Source organism: Promicromonospora sp. Populi, assembly GCF_041081105.1.
Lineage (GTDB): Bacteria > Actinomycetota > Actinomycetes > Actinomycetales > Cellulomonadaceae > Promicromonospora.
The window spans coordinates 1,720,274-1,740,424 of the sequence record NZ_CP163528.1; the positions used below are offsets into that span (position 1 = coordinate 1,720,274).

General features: G+C 70.0%; 14 protein-coding genes. 5 read left to right on the plus strand and 9 right to left on the minus strand.

All coding sequences use genetic code 11. From position 1 onward, the window contains the following. The first annotated feature begins 115 nt into the window (after positions 1–115). Both AB1046_RS07715 and AB1046_RS07720 read left to right on the plus strand, forming a co-directional pair. Positions 116–682, plus strand: coding sequence for a hypothetical protein (locus tag AB1046_RS07715; protein ID WP_369373989.1), 567 nt, complete (start codon positions 116–118; stop codon positions 680–682). A 105-nt stretch (positions 683–787) separates the two neighbouring features. Next, positions 788–1,207, plus strand: a complete 420-nt coding sequence (locus AB1046_RS07720) for a hypothetical protein (RefSeq protein ID WP_369373991.1) — start codon at positions 788–790, stop codon at positions 1,205–1,207. A gap of 588 nt (positions 1,208–1,795) precedes the next feature. Here the strand turns inward: AB1046_RS07720 and AB1046_RS07725 are convergent. The 3 genes from AB1046_RS07725 to AB1046_RS07735 form a co-directional block, all read right to left on the minus strand. Then, positions 1,796–2,137 (minus strand): hypothetical protein, encoded by a 342-nt coding sequence (locus AB1046_RS07725; protein WP_369373993.1) that lies wholly within the window; start codon positions 2,135–2,137, stop codon positions 1,796–1,798. A 54-nt stretch (positions 2,138–2,191) separates the two neighbouring features. After that, entirely contained in the window at positions 2,192–2,815 is a 624-nt protein-coding gene (locus tag AB1046_RS07730) for a hypothetical protein (protein ID WP_369373995.1), read from the minus strand. Between the two features lie 214 nt (positions 2,816–3,029). Then, positions 3,030–3,482, minus strand: a complete 453-nt coding sequence (locus tag AB1046_RS07735; RefSeq protein ID WP_369373997.1) for a carboxymuconolactone decarboxylase family protein — start codon at positions 3,480–3,482, stop codon at positions 3,030–3,032. A 312-nt stretch (positions 3,483–3,794) separates the two neighbouring features. On the opposite strand from AB1046_RS07735, the gene AB1046_RS07740 reads away from it, so the two are divergent. After that, a complete protein-coding gene (locus AB1046_RS07740) occupies positions 3,795–5,750 on the plus strand; it encodes a chorismate-binding protein (protein ID WP_369373999.1) in 1,956 nt (651 codons plus the stop codon). Between the two features lie 39 nt (positions 5,751–5,789). Here AB1046_RS07740 and AB1046_RS07745 read toward each other — a convergent pair whose 3' ends face one another. Beyond that, positions 5,790–8,717, minus strand: coding sequence for a glycosyl hydrolase (locus AB1046_RS07745; protein WP_369374001.1), 2,928 nt, complete (start codon positions 8,715–8,717; stop codon positions 5,790–5,792). 454 nt (positions 8,718–9,171) lie between these two features. Here AB1046_RS07745 and AB1046_RS07750 point away from each other — a divergent pair, with 454 nt between their 5' ends. Further along, positions 9,172–10,818 (plus strand): DUF222 domain-containing protein, encoded by a 1,647-nt coding sequence (locus AB1046_RS07750; RefSeq protein ID WP_369375621.1) that lies wholly within the window; start codon positions 9,172–9,174, stop codon positions 10,816–10,818. Between the two features lie 28 nt (positions 10,819–10,846). On the opposite strand, the gene AB1046_RS07755 is transcribed toward AB1046_RS07750, so the two are convergent. Genes AB1046_RS07755 through AB1046_RS07765 form a run of 3 tightly spaced genes read right to left on the minus strand, consistent with a single transcriptional unit; the run spans position 10,847 to position 13,843 of the window. Next, the gene (locus AB1046_RS07755; RefSeq protein ID WP_369374003.1) at positions 10,847–11,329 is read right to left on the minus strand and encodes an NUDIX domain-containing protein; all 483 of its coding nucleotides are present in this window, start codon (positions 11,327–11,329) and stop codon (positions 10,847–10,849) included. Positions 11,330–11,366: 37 nt separating this feature from the next. Beyond that, a complete protein-coding gene (locus AB1046_RS07760) occupies positions 11,367–13,208 on the minus strand; it encodes a copper resistance protein CopC (protein ID WP_369374005.1) in 1,842 nt (613 codons plus the stop codon). After that, positions 13,187–13,843 (minus strand): YcnI family protein, encoded by a 657-nt coding sequence (locus AB1046_RS07765; protein WP_369374007.1) that lies wholly within the window; start codon positions 13,841–13,843, stop codon positions 13,187–13,189. The genes AB1046_RS07760 and AB1046_RS07765 overlap by 22 nt, the downstream gene beginning before the upstream one ends. Positions 13,844–13,998: 155 nt before the next feature. Between AB1046_RS07765 and AB1046_RS07770 the strand changes: the two genes are divergently transcribed. Continuing rightward, the gene (locus tag AB1046_RS07770; protein ID WP_369374009.1) at positions 13,999–14,223 is read left to right on the plus strand and encodes a 4-oxalocrotonate tautomerase family protein; all 225 of its coding nucleotides are present in this window, start codon (positions 13,999–14,001) and stop codon (positions 14,221–14,223) included. A gap of 125 nt (positions 14,224–14,348) precedes the next feature. On the opposite strand, the gene AB1046_RS07775 is transcribed toward AB1046_RS07770, so the two are convergent. Continuing rightward, positions 14,349–18,269, minus strand: a complete 3,921-nt coding sequence (locus tag AB1046_RS07775; RefSeq protein WP_369375623.1) for a LamG-like jellyroll fold domain-containing protein — start codon at positions 18,267–18,269, stop codon at positions 14,349–14,351. After that, positions 18,215–20,098: a ThuA domain-containing protein gene (locus AB1046_RS07780; RefSeq protein WP_369374011.1), complete on the minus strand. Its 1,884-nt coding sequence runs from the start codon at positions 20,096–20,098 to the stop codon at positions 18,215–18,217. The genes AB1046_RS07775 and AB1046_RS07780 overlap by 55 nt, the downstream gene beginning before the upstream one ends. Positions 20,099–20,151 lie beyond the last annotated feature (53 nt).

Genomic DNA, 20,151 nt, shown 5'->3' on the forward strand with positions numbered 1-20,151 from the left:
CCATGTGTAGGCCAGACTTGGACCCATGGGGATCGGGGATCGGATTCGCCAGCGCAGGCTCGACCTTGGCTGGAGCCAGGACAGATTGGCTGCGGAGGTATGTCGAGCAGCAGGAGTGGAGATAGGCACCCTGGGGCGCCAGGAGATCTATCGGTGGGAGAAAGCGAAACGGACACCGCGCGAGTGGCTGCCGTTCATAGCCAAGGCTGTGGGGGTAACTCAGGAAGAACTTGCGTCGCCGGACGCACCAGTGGCCTACGGAATGGCCCTCGGCGGCGTCTGGCACAGCTACTACACGTACGAGAGCACTGAGCGCGGACCTGTCACGCGCCACCATTACGTGGTCATCCGCCAGGAGAACAACCGCCTGACCGTTGAGAGCCGCCCCAGCTCCAACGACTCCCCCGTGTCCCTGTCCCTCACCATGCGTGGGCCGATCGGAACAGGCACTTGGACCGAGCACACTGCCGTCAACGGCTACTACCAAGGCGCTGTGTACCACGGGGCGCTACAGGTAATCGTCGATCCCACTGGACGCAGCATGGCGGGCAAGTGGGTCGGATTCGACAAGGAGTTCCGCGTGGACTCGGGCCCCTGGGCACTCGAACTCGTGGACACCTCTACGGCCGACGCGACGCTTCACCGTTACGACAGAAGCCCGATCGAAGCTGGAGTTGACTGACGGCACGACGTGCGCTGCACAGATACCGATAGTGATCGAGGAACGCGGCGCGTTCAGGTACCGTGCGATGGGCCAGACAGACACCCAGCGGCGAAGGAGTCGGTGATGGCGACGGACGAACCTAGCCTCGAAGGAATTTGGCTCTCGCGGTACAGGCATCGCAGTTCCAGCCGATCCGAGGAACAGGACTACGAGCACTACCTCGTGATCCGTCAAGAAGGTGACCGCCTGATCGGCACGAGCCTGCCGCACTCCTCAGGTTCGCGAGTCAGCCTCGAACTCACGCTTGAAGCACCGGTGGCTACTGGAACCTGGCGTGAAACAACGGCTCCGAACGGGGAGTACCAGGGAGCTACCTTTCATGGCGCTCTACAACTGGTCATCGACCCCAGCGGGCACAGCATGGATGGGATGTGGCTCGGGTTCGGTCGCCAGCTCAACATGAACACCGGCGAGTGGACGCTCACCTGGCAAGAGGGCTCGACAAGCGATGACACACAGCAGGCGTACACCGGGCGCGGCTAAGTCTCGAAAGGCGATGTTCGGTGATTGAGCACGAGCCTCGACGGGACCTCAGCTAGGTCCAGAATGCCGGACAACGCACTTCAGAATGCCCTCCCCGCCCGCCGGGATCGCTGATGCAATTCACGTATGGACCAGTGCGCGAACGCCCTGTACCAGTCGCTGGGGGCATCAACGGGACTGATCGTGACCGTCATGCTGGCGCGCTCCGTCCGCGAGATCATCCGAGAACTCATGCCCCAGGGATCAGGAGACCGGCTCGCGCTATGGCAGTCGGCGCTTCGGCATCTTCGATCACTGCAACGCGAGCGCGAGTCACACCGCCAACCGAACGCAGTGGCGCCCGAAGAACAAGAGGACGATGCATCGACGCCGGGGTGTTGAAGCCGGGACCGGAGACGACCAACTCAGGCTTCGGCTTGGCCCCGCAGATACGCCCGAACGCCTGCCAGCAGAAGGTCGCACCTGCCGACTGTGGCCCCTTGGCGCGGAGCGCAACGATCTCGTGCCCACGCCCAGGATCCAACGCCCACTCCGAGGCGGGCACAGACGGGTCGGCAGCCGGTCGACCGTGCCGCACCAGATAGAGGCTCACCGAAACTCAGCAACGACCTCGATCTTGCCGACGATGTGTCGGTTGAACTCCTCCAGGTCCTCGGCAGGGATCCAGTACTCCAGAATGGTCTGCCCGCCCGCCTGCTGGACGTCGTACCAGTCGAGGAACACCTTCTCGATCTCGAACCGGGTCACGAAGCCCACCCCGGATGCCTTGACGTTCCAGTCCCGCGCGATCCTGGTCGCGTAGTCCTCGTTGAGCACCGGATAGAAGATCGGCTGATCGGCCAGGCGCGGCGGCCACGCCGTCCAGCCCGACTCCTCGACCAGCGCCAGCTCGGCTGGGCCGGTCGGCCGCCACAACGTCACGGTGTTCATGGGCGTCATCGTGCCCGATGACGAGGCGTCGGCCCGCATCAATTCCACGACCCCTCAGCCAAACACCTCAGCCACTCGCGCGTTGAAGCTCTCTTCGATCTTGGTGATCTGCTCGAACATGTCGTCGACCCGAGCGGACTCGGCGGTGTCACCATCACCGACGTCGTCACCTCGTTCGCGCAGCTCGCGCATCTCCTTGTCGACCTCCCAGATCAGTCCGACGTAACGCCACAGGAGGTCCAGTGCCTCGCGCTGAGCCGGTCGCGACGTGTCCCTCGCGGCCGCGTCGAGAAAGGTGATGACGTCATACACCGTATCTGGGGTATCCACGTCGTTTCCGTCGTCGTCGAGCATGATCCGTCGGACCGTTGGACTTTGCTCCCTGAATTCTCCGAGGGCATTCGTGGCCCGCTCGCCGGCTCGGCTACCGAGACGCCAGGCTCCTACTCCAAACCCGGCCAGCGCGACCCCGATGATCGACCCGTACCATCGTTGCCCGTCAGCTATCGGCGCGAACAGGCTTTGACCGACCAGGCTCAGCCCCACAAAGACCGAGATGACTGCGATCGCGATCCAACGATCCTGGACCCGAAGCGCAGACCTTCGGGCCGCCTGCGCGGAGGCGATCCGCTCGTGCACCGCCCCCAAGCGGCTGCCCCGCAGCTCGGGATCGATCACATACAGCGCGGAGGCTTTGTCCGGGAAGTGGTGCCACTCGACCCCGGACCCTGCCAGCGGCCGCTGCTCACCGGTGATGACTACCCGCTCCGCGATCGCCCCGGCGCCCTGAGCACCGGTCGCTGAGACCTCGCTGTATGACATAGGACGGGAGACTACTGCTCAGGCGCCGTCGTCGGCGGGGCCCCAACGGGCCTGCTGCAGAACCGATCAGTCAGGGCCCCACCGGGTAATGGCTAGCGACAGCGATCCGGTTCCAGCCGTTGTACGCGACCGCGAGCCAGGTCACGGCCGCGATCTGCGGTGCGGAGAGCACAGCCTCGATGTCGATCTGGGGCGCCGGCGCAGTGTGCTCGTCCGCGATCCGGGTGACCCGCTCCGCCAGGGTCAGCGCCGCCTGTTCCTGATCCGTGAAGTACTGCGACTCCCACCATGCCGGGAGCACCGCGAGCCGATCGGTCGTCTCGCCCGCGGCGACGGCGTCGCGGGTGTGCATCCGAAGGCAGTACGCACAGCCGTTGAGCTGTGACACCCGGATCTTGATCAGCTCAATCAGGATCGCCGGCAGGCCCGCGGACGTCCCGGCCGCGTCGACCTGCTTGCCGAAGGCCACGAAGGCCTTGTAGGGGTCAGCGAACTGCTTGCCGATGTTGACGTGCGGGAGCATGGGATCGTCCTCTCAGGACCAGCTGATCGTGAAGGTGCCGAGCGGACGCCGCATCGACGCTCCGAGTCTGGCACGGTGCTTGTCGGTGCGATCCGGTGAGTGATCTCACCGACCTGTGGACACCCCGCCCCGACCCGGCTAACGTTCCGGCCATGACGTCGCACCTGATCTGCCTGGACTGGTGGCCCGCCGAGTAGGCGGGCTCGCGACGCATCCATTCACACGTCCACGACCGCCTCGCCCCGAGGCGGTCGTTTCGTGTTGTCACGAGACTTTCGGTCCGGGGCGGGCACCCCGAACCGAGAGGCTCCCATGTCCGCCGTCCCCAGCTCCGCCTTCGCCTCAACACCCACCAGCCATCCCCTCCTCGACCGGGTCCTGGCCTCCGACGGATCGCTCCCGTTCGCGCTCCTGCGCCGCGAGGGTGACACCGAGGTCGAGGTACTTGTCGGCGACGTCGTCGACGCCGACCTGCTGCGCGACATCCCGCTCGACGGCGCCCCGGTGCTCGCCGTCGTCCCGTTCCGTCAGGCGCGCGAGCGCGGTTTCACCGTGCACGACGACGGCGTTCCCCTCCGCTGCATAGTCGTGCGCGAGTCGGAGCGGGTCCCGCTGTCCGACGCCGTCGCGGCGCTCCCGCCCGAGCCCGTCGCCGCCGAGCCGCTCGGCTTCGACATTCCCGACGACGAGTACGCGGGCACCGTGCGCCGCGTCATCGACGACGAGATCGGTCAGGGCGCCGGGGCCAACTTCGTAGTGATGCGCCGCTTCGAGGCCCGGACCGAAGCCGCGCCCGTTCCCACGCTGACCTCGTGGTTCCGTGCCCTGCTCACGCACGAGATCGGCTCGTACTGGACCTTCGCGGTGCACGCCCCGGCGCCTTCGGCGAGCGCCGGGCCGGCCGGGGAGCCGCTGTCTCTGGCCGGTGCCACTCCCGAGCGGCACCTGACCGTGCACGACGGCGTGGCCCGGATGAACCCGATCAGCGGCACCTATCGCCACCCGGCGTCGGGCCCCACGCGCGACGGCGTCCTCGACTTCCTGAGCGACATCAAGGAGAACGAGGAGCTCTTCATGGTGGTCGACGAGGAGATGAAGATGATGAGCGCCCTGTGCCCCGACGGCGGGCGCATCGTCGGCCCGTACCTCAAGCAGATGGCCCGCCTCAGCCACACCGAGTACCTCCTGGAGGGCCGCACCACGCTCGACCCGCGCGAGGCGTTGCGCCTGACAATGTTCGCGCCCACCGTGACCGGGTCCCCCATGGAGAACGCCTGCACGGTCATCGCCCGTCACGAGACCCGCCCGCGCGGCTACTACTCGGGTTTCCTCGCCCTTTTCGAGCCCGACGGCGCGAGCTATTCGCTCGACGCCCCGATCCTCATCCGCACGGCTTATCTGCACGACGGCGGGCGGGTGTCCGTCCCGGCCGGAGCGACCCTCGTGCGCCACTCGGTGCCAGAGCACGAGGTCGCGGAGACGCGAGCGAAGGCGGCGGGGGTGCTCGCCTCGCTCGGGCTGGTGCCGCGTGGCGCCGGCCCCGACGCCGTCGTCGACCTGAATGCGCAGCCCGGCGTCGCCGAGGCGCTGGCCGCGCGTAACGGCCAGCTCGCGGAGTTCTGGGTCCGTCCGCAGGAGGCCGAGGCCTCGCCGCTGACCGGGCGGAACGTCCTCGTGATCGACCATGAGGACCAGTTCACGAACATGCTCGCCCACCAGCTGCGCCATCTGGGCATGAACGCCCGCGTGGTCCGGTGGGACGCCGTCGACGATGTCCTTGCGGACGACCTCGTCGTCCTCGGACCGGGACCAGGCGACCCGCGCGACCACGAGGACCCGCGCATCGCCGCCATCACCCGGCGGATCCACGAGCGGGTGACCGCGGGCCGGCCGCTGCTCGCGGTCTGCCTCAGCCACCAGGTGCTCGCCGGGCTCGCGGGCTTCCCGCTCCGCGCGCTGCCCACTCCGCGTCAGGGTGTGCGGCTCGACGCCGACGTGTTCGGCACCACCGCCGCCGTCGGCTACTACAACACCTTCGGCGCGCAGCTCACGACCATTACTGCGGCCGACGCCGACAACCCCGTGGCACGGCTCGCCCTGGAACCGTCAGTGGACACGGACGGCGTGCTCACGGCGCTGCGCGGCCCCCGTGTCGCGTCGGTCCAGGGGCACCTGGAGTCGGTGCTCTCGGCCGACGGGCTAACCGTGCTCGACGCCCTGGCCCGGCATGTTCTGGAGGTCGGGGCAACATCCTCCCCAGCCCACTGAACATGCCGGGCCTAGCGCCCGGACGTCCCGAGGTGCTCGTCAGCTCACCGCCGACGGCCCGAACGGCACCTCCAGCACGGAGTTCGCGAGGTTCAGGAGGGAGGTCGCGTTGCCGAGCACGTTCCAGACCTCCACCTTGATCGTGCCGTTGGTGATGTCACCGAGGGTGCCCGCGGAGCTCTCCAGCGCGTTGTTCGTGGAGGTGTAGCGCTCGAAGCCGGGCACCGGATCCGTGGCGAAGTAGCGGTATGTCTCCACCCGGTCGAAGGAACCGTTGCCGTCGAGGTCGTAAGAGACGCGCAGGCGCGTGCCGTTGCCGACGTTCGTTCCTGCGTCCAGGCCGAGATCGAACGCCGTGCGCAGGCCGCCGAACTCGCCAGTGACGTGCTCGACGGTGGCGGTGAGCCCGGTGCTCGGGTCGCCGACCGCGTCAGGTCCCGAACGCGCGCCCAGCACTGCCGTGGCCGCAGAACCGGGGGCAGGGGTCAGGGCGCCGCCCGCGGTCAGGTAGAACGTCGTCGAAACGGGATCGGGTGGATCGGTCGGGTCCGTCGGGTCTTCGGGGCCGCTCGGCGCACCGCCCCCGCTCCACGTATGCGCACCCGAGGTGACGGTCCTACCGACCGGCACCGCGAGCGAGGTTCCGTCCGAGAACCGGACCGTGAGGGGCGACCGCGTGATGTTCGAGGCTACGTAGGTGCGCTCCCCGTTCTTCGTGAACACGGCGGCCACGGGAGAGTCGGCGGTCACCGTCGAGTCGAGGGTGCCCAGCGCGGCGATGTTGGCGATCCAGTGATAGGTGTGCGCGCGGCTCTCGCCCTCCTCCACCGGGTACTGGCGGTCGGCGTCGAGGGCGGCGAGCGCCCGGTCGCCGTCGCCGAGCGCTAGGTAGGACCACAGGATGTCCTGCCAGACGGTCGGGTTGCCGTTGTTGACGTCGACCATCTCGTCGTAGTTGGCGACCACGTCGTCGGGGCGCAGGCCCAGGTAGAGGTGGCCGCCCGTGACCGGCAGGGTGTTGATGCCCTGGATCATCTCGGCCTCGCCGCTGAACCAGGTCGCGTAGGCGCCGCCGCTGCCCCAGATCATGCCCACGGTGGAGTGGCCGAATGCATCGGGCATCGCGCCGGACCCGTCGAACCAGTACTGCTGGATCGCCGCAGTCTGCGTGGCGTAGAGGTAGATCCCGGCGTCACGAGCGGCGTCGTCGCCGGTGGCCACACCCCACTGGATGAGGCCGTTCGCGAAGTTCTGGCCCTCCGAGCTCGACTCCTGGTTGTTGCCGTTGACGAAGGCGCCGTGGCCGGCCGCCCAGTCGTGGCCGGCGTAGATGTCGAAGTCCCGCAGGTACGGGTAGCGCGTGTCGGTGCGGTCGAAGTTGTTCGCGTCCGCGATCAGCTGGTCGACCATGCCGCCGAACTGCTGGTCGGTGGCCCAGGCCGGATCGAATCGCGCCAGAGTGGCGGCCGCGAGGATGAAGTACCCGTAGTGGAAGTGATGGTCGTTCAGCTCTCTGTCCGACCCGTACGCGGCGGGGAAGCCCACCAGGGTGCCCCAGTTCTGGTTGTAGGCGAACACCTGCTCCGTCTCGCCGGGGCTCGCTGTGAACCAGTCCGTGAGCGCGGCCTCGATCTGTGCGAGCGCCGTGTCGCGGACGCCCGTGCGGTCGAGCTGGTCCGCGATCTCCGCGATGCGCACCGCGCGGCCGAGCGCCTTGCCGGTCCAGTAGGTGTCGGCGGCGTCGATGCTCATCGGGTCACCGGCCTCGGCGTCCAGAAGGGCATCAAGCCGCGCGTTCGCGTCGCCGTCCGCGGTAGCTACCGAGGGGACCTCCGGCAGCACACCGGTGAACGGGGTGTCGGTCGTGAACGACGTCGCTCCGATCAGCGTGGTCATCGCGCCGCGTGCCGACACGTAGTCGCGGTTGCCGGCTGCGCCGTCGCCCGGTCCGTCGCCGGCTGACCCCTCGAGGTACACCTCTTGATGCGGGTAGAGCGCGACGATCGTGCCCTCGTTTGTGCCCTCGTGCGCCTCGGTCTCGAACGAGTACGTCGTACGGACGATGCTCGTCGCCTCGTCGTAGACGTAATCGGCGCGGGTCCCGGTCACCTCGACATAGGCATACGGCGTGAACGAGTTCGCCTGGGCGGTGCGCGCCGCGTCGTTGTCCGCCGGGGTCGTGGGAAGGGCGGCGACGGAGAGATAGCCCCTGCCATTCAGGTTGCTGCGCAACACGCTGCCCGACGTCGTCCAGGACGATCCGGTCGGCGCGAACGCGACGTAGTCGGCGCCGCCCGTGCTGAAGCCGATGCGGGCGCCGTCGCGGAGCCACACGCGCAGGTCCGACCCGCCGGTGAGGAGCGCGTCCCCACCCGCCATCTCGAACCAGGTCATGGGTAGACCGTGCCCGATCGTCGCCGTCATGGAGCGTGCCCCGTCGCTCCACGACGGGGTGACGGTCCAGTCGCTCCAGTCCGCGACCTCGGCGACGGAGGCGTTCAGTCCCGCGACCCCGACGACGAGGTCCTGGCTGTACGGGTAGTGGAACTCCCCGATCCCGCCGGGTGTCCCGTAGAGGGTGGGCTGCTGCGTGTAGGAAAGGCCGAGGCCACCCGGCGTCGGTTTGTACGACACGGGGTGCGCGTGGAGTGGCTCGCTCATCGAGCAGTCGAACTTCTTGAAGCTCAGCGACGACCACCAGTCGTTCGTCGGCACGGCCCCTTGCGGCGCCGAGTCGGTGATGTACGCGCGAGCATCGGTTGCGAGCGGGGCGCACCCCTCGGGTGCTGGGCCGACCTGATCGGTCGTATAGCTCCCGGCCCCCTCGGGTATCGGGTCGGCCGCCACGGATGGAATGGCGGTGATCGTGGAGGCGACGAGCACGACCGCTGTGAGGACGGCGATTCGCGCACGCCGCTCCCGGCCTAGTCGCTCCGTAGAACCTGTGCTGGCAAAGGGATGGAACATCGTCGTCCTCTCTGAACCGCCCCGTCATTGGGGTGTTCGGCTCACGTCGTTCCCGCGTCTTCGAGGGGTGGTGAGGGAGACTTGCGCGCGCCTGCCGGCCAGACCGTGGGAGCGCTCTCACACCATGGCAGGTCGGCAGCCGGGCGTCAACCATGTGCGAGGCCGGATGGATCCGTCGCCGCATGGCAATCGCCGAAGCGCCTTGGCCAGTCGGTGGGTCCAGCCGGCGGGTCCAGCCGGCGGCGACCGTCGATTCTGCTCGTGGCAGACAGAACTGGTTCGACGAGCGATACGAACGTGTGTGCGATAGATTGATGTCATGACGCGAACGGGTGTAGCGACGACTAGGGCAGGCGACGAGCCTGCCGAGTCGGTGCTGCCCGGCGGTAGTGCAGCATTCCGCGGGGTCGTCGACGTCGCAGGGGTGCGGGCGATGCGCCAGGTGCTGGCGGGGATGATCCTGCCAGGCGGTACCGACACAACGTCCTCCGTGTCGAGGCAGGTGCAGGCCGAGTGGGTGGATCTGCTGGGTGAGCTGGAGGCGGTGAAGAATGCTGCGACGGCGACGCAGGCGCGGCTGGCTGTGGCGCTGGAGGTGGCTACGAAGTCCGACGAGGCTGAGCAGAGCATTCGTGCCGAGCGGCGTGGTCGTGGTGTGCCGAGCCAGGTGGGTTTGGCGATGCGGTGCAGTCCGCATGCGGGTACCTCGTTCCTGGGTACCGCCCGGGTCTGGCTGACCGAGATGCCGCACACGTTCGACGCCCTGCGCACCGGGGTGCTGTCCCAGTGGCGCGCGACCCTGCTGGTGCGCGAGACCTCGCATCTCTCGACGGAGCACCGGGCGCGGATCGATGAGGAGGTCTGCGGCCCGGCGAACCTGGCCGTGCTGGCCCGGATGGGCACCCGGCGGCTGGTCGCCCGGATCAAGGAGCTGGCCGCCCAGCTCGATGTGCACGCGTGCGTGAAGCGCAACGCGCGAGCCGTATCGCAGCGGCGGGTCTCGGTGCGTCCCGCCCCGGACCTCATGGTGTACCTGACCGCGCTGGTGCCCATGCAGCAGGGCATCCAGGCGTACGCCCAGCTCAAGGCACACGCGGATGCGACCAAGGCGACGGGTGACGAGCGCGGCACGGGGCAGATCATGGCGGACACCCTGATCGAGCGGGTCACCGGCCGCGAACCCGGACACGCCGACGAGGTCCCGGTCACGATCAACCTCCTCGTCTCCGACCAGGCGCTCCTGGCCGGCGAGCACCAGCCCCACAGCAACCAGCCCAACAGGAACCAGCCCGGCAGGAACCAGCCCGGCGGTGACCAGCCCGGCAGGAACCGGTCCGGCGAGCAACCCGGTGTCATCGTGGAGGGCATGCCCGCCGGGGCAGGTACCGTTCCGGCCCCGGTGGTGCGGAACCTGGTCGCGCACGCGATCGACGCCGACGCGGCATGGCTGCGCGCGATCTACGTCGACCCGAACGGCCGGCTGCTAGCCACCACATCAACCTCACGGTTCCACCCGCAAGGCCTGGCCGCGCTGCTGCGCGCCCGCGAACAGGGCATCTGCGCCACCTCCTGGTGCGACGCACCCGTGCGACACATCGACCACGTCATCCCACACACCCAGGGCGGCGCAACCAGCCTCGACAACGGGCAAGGCCTGTGCGCCCGCTGCAACCACGCAAAACAAGCACCCGACTGGACGCAGAAAGCGACGGATGTCGAGGGTCGGCAGGCCGTGGAGACGGTCACGCCAACGGGCCACACCTACACATCGGTCGCGCCCCGACCGCCCGAGCCCGTGCGAGAACCGGCTGCGCCCGTGCGGGAACCGGCTGCGCCCGTGCGGGAACCGGCTGCGCCCGTGCGGGAACCGGCCGAGCCCCCGCGAGAACCGGTCCAAGACCCGGGCAGGCAACCCGTACCCGAGTGGACCCCGGCCGTCGGCATGGGCGAACCCGGCGCTCGCGCGTCACGCAGCAGATACTCCATCGGCTGTCGGACGACGCCTGCCCACGGCGCCATCGCCTACCGGCCCCGCCGAGACCGGGGCCCTGGGCGCCGACCGTCCCGACGGCCACGCCGGGCCGACCTCGCCTGGGCTTAGAACCCGGTCATCACCTAAGCGCCACGGCTCACCTCGCCAAGGCCTCCGCCAGCCGATCGACGAACACCGCCTGCGCGCTGACGACGAGACGGCTTGCCTCGTCCGGTCCGAACCAGGCGACGCGGTCGATCTCCGGGATCTCGATGCGTTTCCCTGACCGCGGCGGCCACTCGATCTCGACAGTGTTGCTCCGCGCCTCCGCCAGGTCGGTCCAGGGATGAGGCCACTCGCGCGCCCAGGCGACGACCAGCTTGCCCGTGCGCTGACGTACCTCACCGAGCTCGACGTCCGGCGCGGCCGACGTAGGTAGCTCCAGCCCGAGCTCCTCTCCGGCCTCACGCAGCGCTGCGGCGTGTGGCTCCTCGCCGGGTTCGAGCTCGCCCTTGAGCAGCGTCCACGCTCCAGCGTCCTTGCGGGCCCAGAACGGCCCGCCCATGTGGCCGAGCAGCACCTCGAGCCCGCCGTCGGGCAGGGTTCGGTAGAGCAGGAGCCCAGCACTCGTTTTCGCCATGATGACCAGTGTCGACGATCGCGCCGTCCTGAACCCGTCAGGGCACCCGGAACGTCGCCGTGGCCACCGGGTTGTCGAACTCCGTGGTGCGCAGCGACACCTGCACCTCCCACTCTCCCGTGGTCGGCAGCACGACGTCGCCGGCGTAGACGCCCGGACCGAGCGAGTTGACCTCCACCGCTCCGAGGTCCACGTCGCCCGTCGTCAGGCTGAGCTGCGGGGCCTCGTAACCCTCGGCGGGCTCCCCGGCCTGGTCGGTCATCGTGATGGTGAGGGTGGCCGGGCCGACTCTCAGCGGGGCCAGGGTGACCTCCGCCGAGATGTCGTCCAGCTGCACCGACTCCTGGGCGCTCTCCCCCGCTCTGTCTACCGAGGTGACGGCCGCTTCAGGCTCGGGGCTCCGGTCCACCAGGAAGCCGGTGACGAAGAGGACGACGACCAGCACGCCCGCCTCCGCGAGCGCCGTGCGGACCAGCAGCTTGGTCGGGACCGCGCGGTCCCGGGGACGGGAAGCGCCGCGGAGGCGAGGAGCGTCACGGGTATGGGGCGCGTCGCGGAGGCGGGAAACGCCGCGGCGACGAGAAACGTCGCGGGCAGGGCGCGCGTCGCGGAGCCGCGGCAGCAGGGAGAACCGGTTCCACGCGGCGATCGCTATCGCGACCAGTACGGCGAGGATCTTGACGAGGAGCAGGGCCCCGTAGCCGGAGTCGAGGAGCGCGTCCCAGGATCCGGCGATCCGCCAGGCCAGGAACGTCCCGGCTACCACGAGCACCGCGAGCAGGCCGGCGGCCCAGGTCGAGAACCGGCCGAGCACGACGGCGCCGGAGTCGCCGCGCGCAGCATCCCCACGTACGAGGTCCCCGCCCGCAACATCCCCGCGCGCGAGGCCTCTGAGGACCAGGGCGATCGCCACCAGGCCGCCCAGCCACAAGGCTCCCGCGGCCAGGTGCAGCACGTCGACGCCGACCACCAGGGCCTCGGGCGTGGCGGCCCGCGTGTGGCCGGTGAACGCCGGCGCGGCGACCGCCAGCACACAGCCGGTCAGCACGAGGGCGACCCTCGTCCGGTTGGGGGCTACCGCCGCCGGGAGTGACCACGCTGTCAGGGCGAGCCCCAAGACCACGACGGCGGGGACCGCATACTCGGCCGGCGCGAGCGACGACCAGGTCGAGCCCGCGAAGATCGCCGAGGCCGGCAGGCCGAGCTGGTAGAGCGCGACCAGCGGCACGGCGGCCAGCCAGCCGAGAGCCGCGACGCCTGCCGCCGCGCGGGCGACCGGACGCAGCCGGGCACGCGAGCGGTCGGCGCCGCGATCCCGGGGAAGGAACAGGACCGCGAAGGCCGCAACACCGGCGGCCAGGAGGAGGCCCACGTAGCCCAGCCCGCGGACCAGGCCGAGCAGGACGGGCGCGTCGGTGGCGGAGTCCGCACTGGTCGTCGGCACGTCCACGACGTCGCTGGGAGCGCCGACGGCGAAGCTCAGCGAGCCGCCGATCGGGTGCCCGTCCTCGGACACGAGCCGCCACAGGACCACCAGCGTGCCGTCGGCAACCTCCTCGTCAAGGTCGACGAGGAGCTGCGACTCACGGACCGAGGCTGAGGAGGCCACCTCGGTCCCGGTCGCATCGAACACCTTGATCCCCGCCGGGACGCCGATCACTGACTCGTTGAAACTGAACGTGACCCGCTCGGGCGCGACGTCGAGCACCGCGCCCTCTGCCGGGTCGGTACTGACGAGGGTCGCGTGGGCCGCGGCGCTGCCTGCCGGGCCGAGGACGAGCGCGCAGACGACGGCGAACAGGAGCAACCAGCTCGCGGCGCGCCCTCCCGGGCCCCGGCGCTTCACCTGGGTCGGCGTCACCGGCGTCGTTGACGCCACAGGAGCGCTGCTCCGCCCGCTAGGACGCCAGCGGCCAGGACGCCGGCCGCACCGTACGTGACCAGGGGGTCGCGCGCCTCGGGGTCGCCGGAGGTAGCGCTGGTCTCCTCGGGGTCGCCGGTCGCCTCGGGTTCGCCGGTCGCCTCGGGTTCCCCGGCAGTCACGACCACGACCGGCGCCGGCCGGTCGAGCGCGTCGTGGCCCTCCGCGTGCTCGGCGACCTCGGTCCAGGCGGCCTCGCCCTCCACGCACTGCTGGACAACCGGGAAGACGAGCGTCGCGCCGACGTCGTCGGGCAGGCGTACGGAGAACTCGACCTCGGCGTGCTCCCCGTCCGGGAGTGGCTCTTCGGTCGTCCAGGTCAGGCTGTCCGCGGTCTGGTCGACCGCCCAGCGGTCCGTGCCGGAGGCGGTCGCGTCCACGACCTCCTCGGGCATCCGGATGGAAATCGCGGTCGTGGCGGACTCCTCGCAGCCGTGCGGGATCTCGACGCTCAGGACGGCCGTTGCGCCCGCCGCGGTGGTGGACGGCGTGATCGTCACGTGGGCCATCGCCGACGTCGCCCCGAGAGCCACGAGGCCGGCTGCGGAGATCCCGGACAGGGTCACGCGGCGCACGACAGTCCTGCGGTTCATGAACGACTCCCCGACGTTGGAGGTGGCTCGCACACCAAATCAGCCTGCTGAACCCCTGTCAAGAATGTGAACTGGTATCTTGGTTCACGTCACTGAATCAAGGTCGCCTCCGTGAACTGATATCTGTGCGGGGCGACCATCTCCGGAGGGAAGACATGCCCAACATCACCGTCGAGCTGCTTCGCGGCCGCACCGTCGAGCAGCGTCGCGACTTCGCCAAGGCCGTGGCGGACAGCGCCGTCGAGATCCTGGGCGCACGCCGCCAGGACGTCCGCATGGTCTTCCAAGAGATCACCCCCGACATCGTCGCCAACGGTGGCGTGCTCGCCAGCGAGGACGAGAGCCGCGCGGGCGTGGTCGCCGCGCTGGCCGACGACTGACGGCCGACTCCCCTTCGAGACCTAGGTTTCTTCGCTTTGAGCGGGTCCAAAGCGAAGAAACCTAGGTCTCGAAGAGAAGGAAGGCGGCGGGGCCCGGAGGATTCCGGGCTCCCGCCGTCTTTCTGCTACTTCGGCCTGAGCGTCACCCTGGTCTCTGCCGCGAGCGCGAGCTCGCTGCCGAGGTAGGTCACCGTCAGCGTCAGGTCCTTCCCCTTGGGCTGGGCCACCTCGAACCGGGCTCGCCCGTTCTCGATGGTCCCGCGGAGGGTCTGGCCATCCTTGACCGCGAGCCGCACCTCCCCCGTCACGGGGACCTCGTACGGAGCGCTGAAGGACACGTCGACGATCGCCTTCTTGCCCGACCCCTTCTTCGCGGTGATCTCCATGGTGGGCACCACCTTCTCCACCACTACCCGCACCTTCGACGACGACGCCCGGTGATCGACGTCGCCCCCGTAGCGCAGGTTCAGGTCGTAGACCCCTGGCTTCAGCGAGGTGGCCGGCAGGACGAGGGTTCCTCGCCCGTCCGCGATGGTGGCCTCCGCGAGAGCGGTGCCGCCGTCGCTCAGTGTCACCGTCCCCGTGGCCGTGTCAGGTGACACCGCTACCGAGACCGTGCCCGCCGTGCCGTAGGTGATGGGCAGGGCGACCCCGGCCACCGCCGTCACGGCCGGTGACTTCACCGTGATGGTCACCGTGGCCGGCGCGGAGCGGTCCTGACCGTCGTCGGCCCGGTAGGTGAAGACGTCCCTGCCGGAGAACCCGTCCTCCGAGGTGTAGGTGAAGGACCCGTCCGCCGCCAGCGTGACCGTGCCGTTGGCGGGCTGGGTGACCCCGGTGGCGGTCAGCACGTTGCCGTCCGCGTCGGTGTCGTTGGCCAGGACTCCCGGCGCCGGGAGCGTCAGCGGCTGGCCGCCCACTGCCGCGTAGGCGTCGTTGCCCGCCTCCGGGGCCGTGTTGACCGGTGGCTGCTCCCCCTCCTCCACGGTGATGGTCACCGTCGTCGCCGCGGACGTCGCTGCGCCGTCGGACGACCGGTAGGTGAACGTGTCCGTGCCGAAGAACCCGGCGTCGGGTGTGTAGGTGAACGAGCCGTCCGCCTGCATGACGACGTCGCCGTTGGCCGGCTGCGTGAGTCCGGTCGCCGTCAGGTCGTCGCCGTCGACGTCGGTGTCGTTGCCCAGGAGGCCCGGCGCCTCGATCTCCAGCCCCTCGTCCTCGACGGTGCCGTAGGCGTCGGCGGCGCCCACCGGGGCCGTGTTGGCCGCCGGCCCGGCGTGCAGATCGCCCACCTGCTCGGCGGTCAGCTCGTAGCCGAACATCCGGAAGTCGTCGACCAGCCCGTCCCAGCGGGCGTCCGGCCAGCTGGTGCCGCCGATGAGGTTGGTCGTCGTCTGGCCGCCCACCCCGACGTCCCCGATGCTGATGGTGAAGTCGTCGCGCGTGGCCTGGAGCTCGCCGTCGAAGTAGATCTTCCCCACCGAACCGCTCTGGGTGAACACCACGTGCGTCCACTCGTTCAGCGGCAGGTCGTTGCCCTGGCCCAGGACCAGACGCTCCTGGGCGCTGCCCGGGGTGCCCGGCGCCTTGAACGTCGCGGCAAAACCGGTTGCCCCGCTGGTCTGGGTGTTGGACTGCAGCAGGAAGAACGTGTCGGTGCTGCTCCCGATCTGCAGCAGCGGCACCCAGGTGGGCAGCGCGTCCGGGCGGGCCCAGATCGAGACGCTGAAGTCCTCCTCCATCCCCGCCTCGATGTTGTCGGGCAGCTCGACCTGGTTGCCCGTCGCGGAACCGCCGCCCGGCAGGTTGACCGCCGCGCCGAACTGCCCGCCGGGGCTCCAGCCGGCCGACCCGGTGAGCGTCGCCGACCCTACGGAACTGTCCAGGCCGGTGTTGGCCGCCGTCGTGCCCGTGCCCTCGTCGAAGGCGTAGTGGATCGGTGTGCCCTCGCCCGGCGGCGGCCGCTCGACCGTGTGCTGCACGGTCTGTGCGGAGTCGCGCCACCCGTCGTCGGCGAGGAAGCGAACCTCCAGGTCGTGCTCGCCTGGCGAGAGCGCGACGTCGGTGAACGACACCGCGCCGTCGGCTACGTCGACCTGCCCGCCGAAACGGGACCCGTCGACCCACAGCTCGGCTACCCCCGCAGGAGCCCCGCCGGAATCGGCCGCGATGGCGGCCGAGACGGTGACCGGCTCCGCGAACGGCGACGGGGAGCCCGGCTCGACGGTGACCGTCGTGGTCGTGGCGACCGCGCTGCCGTCGTCGTACAGCGCGGCGATGTCGGCGTCGCCGAGCGTCGAGGAGTAGACGCGGACGTCGTCCATCAGACCGTCGTAGGCCGGGTCCGGGTAGCCGTTGCGTCCCAGCCAGTTGTTGGCCGTCGGCCCGACGTCGGTCATGTCGATCGTCAGGTCGTCGCGGGACGCTATGGGCTCGCCGTTGAGGTAGAGCGTGCCGGTGGCACCCTGCCGGGTGAACGCGACGTGGTTCCACTCGCCCGCCACCACGTCCCGGGTGGGCGTGGCGTAGACCCGCTCCTGCAGGGCGGCACCCTTGGCCTTGAACGTCGCCGCCAGCCCGGTGGCACCGGCTGCATTGGTCTGCATCTGGATCTGGAAGAAGCTGCCGGCTCCCTCCAGCCCGTCCCCGATGTGGAAGAGGCCGATCCAGTCCGCCTTGGTGTCGGGCCGCACCCAGAACGAAGTGGTGAAGTCCTCCTCGCCCTGGAGCAGGTTGTCGGGCAGGTCCACCGCGTTGGCGTTGGTTCCGCCGGTGAGGTCGACGGCGCCGCCGTGCACGCCGTTCTCGCTCCACCCGGTCGCGCCCGTAAGGGTGGCCGCGCCGACCGACGCGTCGGTGCCGGTGTTGGCGGCGCGGGCTCCGTCGCCGTCGTCGAACTCGTAGTGCACCGGCACGTCGGAGGCGCCGGGGTCGGAGCCGGTGATCACCAGGTCGTCGATCATGACGCCCGCGCCGGAGTCCCCGGCGGAGATGGTCAGGTCCTGCGACCGTGCGCCGGCGACGAAGGTGCCGACGTACTTGCCGAACCGGCTCTGCGACGAGAGGTCCGTCGCCGCCGTCAGGGTCGTCGACAGGTCACCGACCGAGAGGTTGGCGGTGCCTGGTGCGGCGCCGGCGGACCGGCTGTCGCGGGCGTAACGCAGGGAGAGGCGGTACTCACGGCCCGGGTCGAGGCCCTCAACCTTGCGGGTCAGGCTGCCCGCGCTGCCCACACCGAGATGGTAACCGGTGCCGCCGAGGCCGCCCTGGCTGGGCGCCGCGGCGCGGACCAGCTGGACCTCGCTGTCGACCTCCCACGGGGACATCCGGCCGTTGCCGGGCTCGACGTCCACGACCGCAGGCGGGTTGGCCGAGCGCCACTCCGCGGGGATCCGTGGGTACTCGAGCTGGTCGACCAGGTGCGGGGCCCGGGCGTCCATCTCGACGGTCGGGTCGATCTGGACTATGTCGGCCACCGACGGTGTGCCGTCCTCGTCGAATACGAAGACCATGTACGCACCGGGCGGGGCGTACGTGCCGTCGACCGGGGTCTCGATGGTCAGGGCGTCGCCGTCCTGGGCGAACGCCAGGTCCTGGAAGTTCTGGTCGTTGTTGAACCCGTGTGTCACCGAGCCGTTGCGGACCAGGGTGACGCGCGAGACCGCGCTGCTGGTCTGCACGTCGAACGTGCCGTCGTAGCCGACCTTCTTCGGCACGCCCGTGACCTCCGGGCGCACCGCGGGCTCGTCGCCGTCGAACAGGTACGCCGGGGAGTAGAACTCCACGTCCGTGTAGTTGCGCGGGCCCGGCGTACCGCCGCCGCCCACCATCAGGCGACCGTCGGGCAGGAGGAGCGCCGTGGAGTGGTAGAGGCGGGCGTGCTCGTAGGGAACGTCTACCGTGCTCCACTCGCCGGTGTCGGGGTCCCAGATCTCGGCGGTGGTGACGTAGCCACCGTTGCCGTTGTTGTCGCGGGAGCCGCCGGTGACGATCACGTCGCCGTCGGGCAGCACGGTGGAGGTGGCCCAGTGCCGCTGGTACTGCATGGGCTCGGTCGCCTCGACCACGGGCGCGTCGGTGCCGCCGGTGATGTCGACGGTGAAGCCGGCGCGGCGCCGGCCGGGCCGCCGCCGTTGGCCCACCAGCCGCCGCCGACCTGCAGGATCTTGCCGGGGCGGTACATGGTCGCCGTCGACGTGGCGCCGACCGGGTTGCCGAGCCCGCCCTGGTTCGCGACGTCGGCGGGCAGGGTGCCGCGGAGGGTCACCGCGCCGTCGCCGGAGGGGTCGAGCTCGTACATCTGGGTGCCGGTGATGTTGAAGACGTTGCCGTTGCCGGGCGCGACGAACGCGCGGGGGTACCACCAGCGGTTCTCGTCGGGCCCGTTGACACCACCGCCGTCGCCGTACGCCGCCGCACTGGTGGCGCCGTTCAGGAGCTTCCAGGAGCTGCCTTCGTCGGGGGTGTAGATCTCCGGGGTCAGCACACCGGCGCCGCCGGGGCCGCCCTCGAGGCTTCCGCCCTGCACCACTACGGAGCCGTCCGGAAGGGTGGTCCCGGTGGGGTACCAGCGCGCGAAGTTCATCGGGGCCTCGGTGCGCAGGCCCTGGTTGGTCGTGTAGCTGGTGACACCCAGCGACCCGTCGTTGGGCGCGTTGCCGCCCAGGGTGTCGTCACCACCGACGGTCATCGTGGCTCGCCGGTGCGGCATCTGTACCTGCATCGAGCAGAACAGGTCGGTGTAGGTGGTGTTCGCGACGACGTTGTCGGCGACGTTCGCGGCCGTGCGCGGCTCGGCGGGATCCCAGACGTCGATCTCCATCTGGCCGCCCTGCGTGACGCAAGAGTTGCCGCCGAAGTCGTAGGGCGTGTTGTCGGTGCAGCCCGAGGAGACGCTGCCGAAGGACTGGACCTTGCCGTCGGAGGTCAGCGCCGCGTTGATCGGGACCAGCGGCCAGGGGGTGACCCCGCTCCAGGCGCCCTGCTCCGCCTTGTCCGGGGCTGAGCAGTCGGCCGGCAGCAGGCCCGAGGAGTAGGCCAGGCCGTTCTTCATCTGCGCGCGGATCGGGGCCTCGGCGTACGCCGTGCCCTCGTGCCCCATCCCGGTGTACCAGGAGCGGCCGGCGTCGATCTCCTGGCACCAGGTGATCGGGTGGTCGGTGCCGTTGTTGCCGCCGCCGTACGACGACTCGTCGGCATTGAGCAGGGTGCGCACGTTTGGCGCCGGGTTGACCAGCCAGTCGTACCACTCGTCGCTGCGCGTGAACTCGGCCGGCAGACCCTGGGTCAGCGGGTGCGCGGAGTCCTCGACCACCACCCGGCCCGGACGGACGGCGGGGTTCTCGGGGTGGCCCTCGGACATCGCGCCGACGAGCCGGGCGTAGAACGGGTTGACGTCGTGCTCGCTCTGGCCGACCGACCAGCCGGCGTAGTGCATGCCCATGTAGCCGCCACCACCGCGGATGTAGGACTCCAGCGCGGCGCGCTGGGCCACGTTGAACAGCACACCACCCGTCTGGGCGAACACCACGGTGTCCTTGGTCGCGAGGTTCTCGGTGGTGAACGCGGCGGCGTCCTCGGTCTCCTGGATCTCGACCGGCTGGGAGTACTCCGTGCCCAGCTGCGTGGCGAGGTCGCGCACGGCCTGGCGGGCCTGGACGTGGGAGGCGTGGAAGTTGGGCTTGTAGAACAGCAGGACACGCAGGACGCCGTCGTCGACGGAGCCGACGGCGGCCTGCGCGGGCGCGGCCTGCGCGACGGCGCCCCCGAGGGGTACGGCCACCGCCAGGGCGACCAGCATGGCCGCCAGGCGCGCGGGCGCCCGGCGGGAGCGGCGCGCGGTGCGCCGTCGGTCAGGTCTGCGGAGGAGGTTCATCATTGATCCCTTTCGCACTGGTGATGGACAGGAAGGCGCCTGCGGCGCGCGCG

Bases quoted from the DNA above. Each gene is read 5' to 3' on its own strand.
- AB1046_RS07720 (WP_369373991.1), top strand. From the start codon at position 788: ATGGCGACGGACGAACCTAGCCTCGAAGGAATTTGGCTCTCGCGGTAC.
- AB1046_RS07725 (WP_369373993.1), bottom strand. From the start codon at position 2,137: ATGAACACCGTGACGTTGTGGCGGCCGACCGGCCCAGCCGAGCTGGCG.
- AB1046_RS07735 (WP_369373997.1), bottom strand. From the start codon at position 3,482: ATGCTCCCGCACGTCAACATCGGCAAGCAGTTCGCTGACCCCTACAAG.
- AB1046_RS07740 (WP_369373999.1), top strand. From the start codon at position 3,795: ATGTCCGCCGTCCCCAGCTCCGCCTTCGCCTCAACACCCACCAGCCAT.
- AB1046_RS07745 (WP_369374001.1), bottom strand. From the start codon at position 8,717: ATGTTCCATCCCTTTGCCAGCACAGGTTCTACGGAGCGACTAGGCCGG.
- AB1046_RS07750 (WP_369375621.1), top strand. From the start codon at position 9,172: ATGATCCTGCCAGGCGGTACCGACACAACGTCCTCCGTGTCGAGGCAG.
- AB1046_RS07755 (WP_369374003.1), bottom strand. From the start codon at position 11,329: ATGGCGAAAACGAGTGCTGGGCTCCTGCTCTACCGAACCCTGCCCGAC.
- AB1046_RS07765 (WP_369374007.1), bottom strand. From the start codon at position 13,843: ATGAACCGCAGGACTGTCGTGCGCCGCGTGACCCTGTCCGGGATCTCC.
- AB1046_RS07770 (WP_369374009.1), top strand. From the start codon at position 13,999: ATGCCCAACATCACCGTCGAGCTGCTTCGCGGCCGCACCGTCGAGCAG.
- AB1046_RS07775 (WP_369375623.1), bottom strand. From the start codon at position 18,269: ATGCAGTACCAGCGGCACTGGGCCACCTCCACCGTGCTGCCCGACGGC.
- AB1046_RS07780 (WP_369374011.1), bottom strand. From the start codon at position 20,098: ATGAACCTCCTCCGCAGACCTGACCGACGGCGCACCGCGCGCCGCTCC.